At 44.8% G+C, this 2,935-nt stretch carries 4 protein-coding genes; 1 reads left to right on the top strand and 3 read right to left on the bottom strand.

The genetic code is table 11. The features are described 5' to 3' along the window. The first annotated feature begins 263 nt into the window (after nt 1-263). Nucleotides 264-626 carry an MmcQ/YjbR family DNA-binding protein gene (locus tag AB5642_RS20110; RefSeq protein WP_173718693.1) on the top strand — a complete coding sequence of 121 codons (363 nt, stop codon included), beginning with the start codon at nt 264-266 and terminating at the stop codon, nt 624-626. 85 nt (nt 627-711) lie between these two features. On the opposite strand, the gene AB5642_RS20115 is transcribed toward AB5642_RS20110, so the two are convergent. The 3 genes from AB5642_RS20115 to AB5642_RS20125 all read right to left on the bottom strand — a co-directional run. After that, nucleotides 712-1,137 (bottom strand): aspartate carbamoyltransferase regulatory subunit, encoded by a 426-nt coding sequence (locus AB5642_RS20115; protein ID WP_118580543.1) that lies wholly within the window; start codon nt 1,135-1,137, stop codon nt 712-714. Further along, the gene (pyrB, locus tag AB5642_RS20120) at nt 1,137-2,078 is read right to left on the bottom strand and encodes an aspartate carbamoyltransferase (protein WP_173718695.1); all 942 of its coding nucleotides are present in this window, start codon (nt 2,076-2,078) and stop codon (nt 1,137-1,139) included. The genes AB5642_RS20115 and pyrB overlap by 1 nt, the downstream gene beginning before the upstream one ends. Next, nucleotides 2,075-2,935, bottom strand: an 861-nt coding sequence (locus AB5642_RS20125; RefSeq protein WP_368371949.1) for an adenylosuccinate synthetase, incomplete at its 5' end; no start/stop codon positions are given. The genes pyrB and AB5642_RS20125, both read right to left, overlap by 4 nt.

A 2,935-nucleotide genomic window follows, 5' to 3' on the forward strand; every position in this document is an offset into this window, starting at 1 on the left:
ATCAATTTAACAAGCCCCAGCAAAAAGCCGGGGCTAATACTTCAATTATTTTGGGACATTTTCAAAAACGCTTGACATGGATTTTGAATGAAAATTGTTGAAAATGTGAAAATTATAATCAAAAATCAGAAAATTAAAACAAAATACTTTAGGAAATATGGGAATATCCTTTGCGTCAAAAATCTTGACACGGTTTATTAGGCTCTCTATAATGATGGTGTATTTCGTTTTTTGATTTCTAAGAGTAAACTGGGGGAAGATTTTTGACAAAAGAGGCAATTTATCAGTATGTAAAAGAGCAATATGGAACAACACCGGAGCATCTCTGGAAGAAAGATCCTAAGTCAGCGGTGCTTCGGCATAAAAACGGAAAATGGTATGCAGTTTTTATGAATGTAGATAAGAATAAATTAGGAATTCCGGAAGAGGGAAGCGTAGACATTATGAATGTGAAATGCAATCCGGAGTTAAATGGGTTTATTGCACGAACCTATGGGATTAGGCCAGGGTACCACATGAATAAGGAGCATTGGATATCTGTAGTATTGGATGGCTCTGTTGGAGATGGTAAAACACTGGATTTTTTGGATATGAGTTATGATTTAATTGATACGGGAAGAAAATAATTTTTTTAAATACCCTTTAGGAATAGAAATAAACCTAAAGGGTATTTTCCTCTTAAGCGATATACAAGGGAGGATGTATTATTCTTTATCTTAAGAGGGAAGCTTCCTGGTTGCAGTAAATACATCTATATTTTCCACTGGAGGACAGTTTGAAGATGTGCTCACAGTTTGCTTCCGTACTGGTAATGCAGCGGGGATTTTTGCATTTGATTACATTCTTTAACGTTTTTGGCGGAACAGGGTGGTATTTTTTTACCACTTTTCCATCACGGATCACGATCAGCGTGACACCCTCATTTAAGTAACCAAGGACTTCCAGACGCTCAGGCTCTGTAAGCCCCTCTATTTTAATCAGGTCTTTACAGCCGTATTTTTCACTTCTTACAGACTGCAAAAGGGCAACGGACTGTTTCTGGGAGTCCAGTTCCAGAAGCTTGTAAATATCCATTCCTTTTCCAGCCGGGATATGATCGATCACAATTCCGTTTTGGATAGATTCAATCTTTAACATTACAGCACCGTCCTTCCTGTCAGCGGATCCGGGATTTCAAGCAGAGCCATGATCAATGCCATACGGATATATTTTCCGTTCTGCACCTGGTCAAAATAAGCGGCTCTTGGATCCTGGTCCACGTCTGTGGCAATTTCGTCCACCCTTGGGAGAGGATGGAGAACCGGCATATCCGGCTGTGCCAGATTTAATTTTTCCCGGTTTAAAATATAGGTATCCTTTAACCGGACATAATCTTCCTCGTTAAAGAAACGTTCTTTCTGAACTCTTGTCATATAGAGCACGTCCAGCTTGGGAAGGGTTTCCTCCAGGCTGGTGACTTCTTTGTAAAAAGAATGGTTTGGCTTTAAGGTCTCTTCCATCACGTAATCCGGGATCTTAAGTTCCTCCGGGGAGATGAAGTAAAACTCGTTTCCAGGATGACGTACCAGGCTGTTTACCAGGGAATGTACGGTGCGTCCAAATTTCAGATCCCCGCAAAAGCCAACTGTCAGATGATCCAGATGACCTTTCCTCTGACGGATAGTCATAAGGTCAATCAGTGTCTGGGTTGGATGGTTATGACCGCCATCCCCGGCATTAATTACTGGCACTGTGGCATACATGGAGGCACGAAGGGGAGCGCCTTCCTTGGGATGCCGCATTGCAATGATATCTGCATAGCAGCTTACCACCCGGGCGGTATCAGCTACCGTTTCTCCTTTTGTGGCACTGGACTGCTCAGCACCAGCAAAGCCAAGGGCCTTTCCTCCAAGGCTTAGCATGGCAGATTCAAAGGAAAGACGTGTTCTGGTACTTGGCTCGTAAAAAAGAGTAGCAATCTTTTTCCCATCCGCCACATGGCTGTACACTTCCGGATTTTCTGCAATGCGGTCTGCCAGATCCAGAACTTTTGTAGTTTCTTCAAGGGTAAAATCAAGTGGATCGATCAAATGTCTCATAACCAGGCTCCTTTTGTTAAAAACTGATCCCGTCTGGCTCCGACGGAAATAAACTGGATCTCATGGTTCAAAAGCTGCTCCAGGATACGGATGTAGGCTTTGGCATTCTCCGGAAGCTCTTCATACGTCCGGCAGCCGGAAATATCGCATTCCCAGCCCGGGAGCATTTCTACTACAGGGACAAAGCTGTCCAGTTCATCCATAGGGTCAAAATCCATGGTCACAACACCGTCACGTTTGTAGCCTGTGATCACGGGAATCTCTTTCATGGAACTTAAGACATCCATTTTGGTAAGTGCGATCTGATCTGCATTCTGGCATTTTAATCCATAACGGCTGGCTACGGCATCAAACGGTCCCACCCTGCGGGGACGGCCTGTGGCAGCACCATATTCACCGCCCGCTTTTCGAAGCTCTTCTTCCCAGGCATCGGACATTGCCTTTTCTGCTACAAAAGGACCGGCACCAACACAGGTAGAATATGCTTTTAAAACGCCCACCACATGATCCAGGGATTTTCCCGGAATTCCGGCACCGATCGGGCCATAGGCAGAAATGGTAGAGGAACTTGAGGTATAGGGGAAAATACCATAATCAATATCCCTCATGGCGCCAAGCTGGGCTTCCAGCACTACCTTTTTGCCCTCTGACAGTGCCTGTTCCAGAAACTCACCCGTGTCTGCAATATAGGAGCCAAAGAGTTCTGCCTGTTCCTCACACCAGGTGAGAAGAGCAGGGTAAGACATTGGCTCCTGATGATAGCAGCCTGCAAGCTCCAGGTTTTTTGCGTGTGTCCAGCAAAGCTGGACTACACTTGCCGGTGTAAGTCCGGTCACGGTAATCGCCAGTGAGCCGTG

The organism is Ruminococcus sp. 1001136sp1_2201st1_G3_2201SCRN_220225 (assembly GCF_040924365.1).
Taxonomy (GTDB): Bacteria; Bacillota; Clostridia; order Lachnospirales; family Lachnospiraceae; genus Blautia_A; species Blautia_A faecis.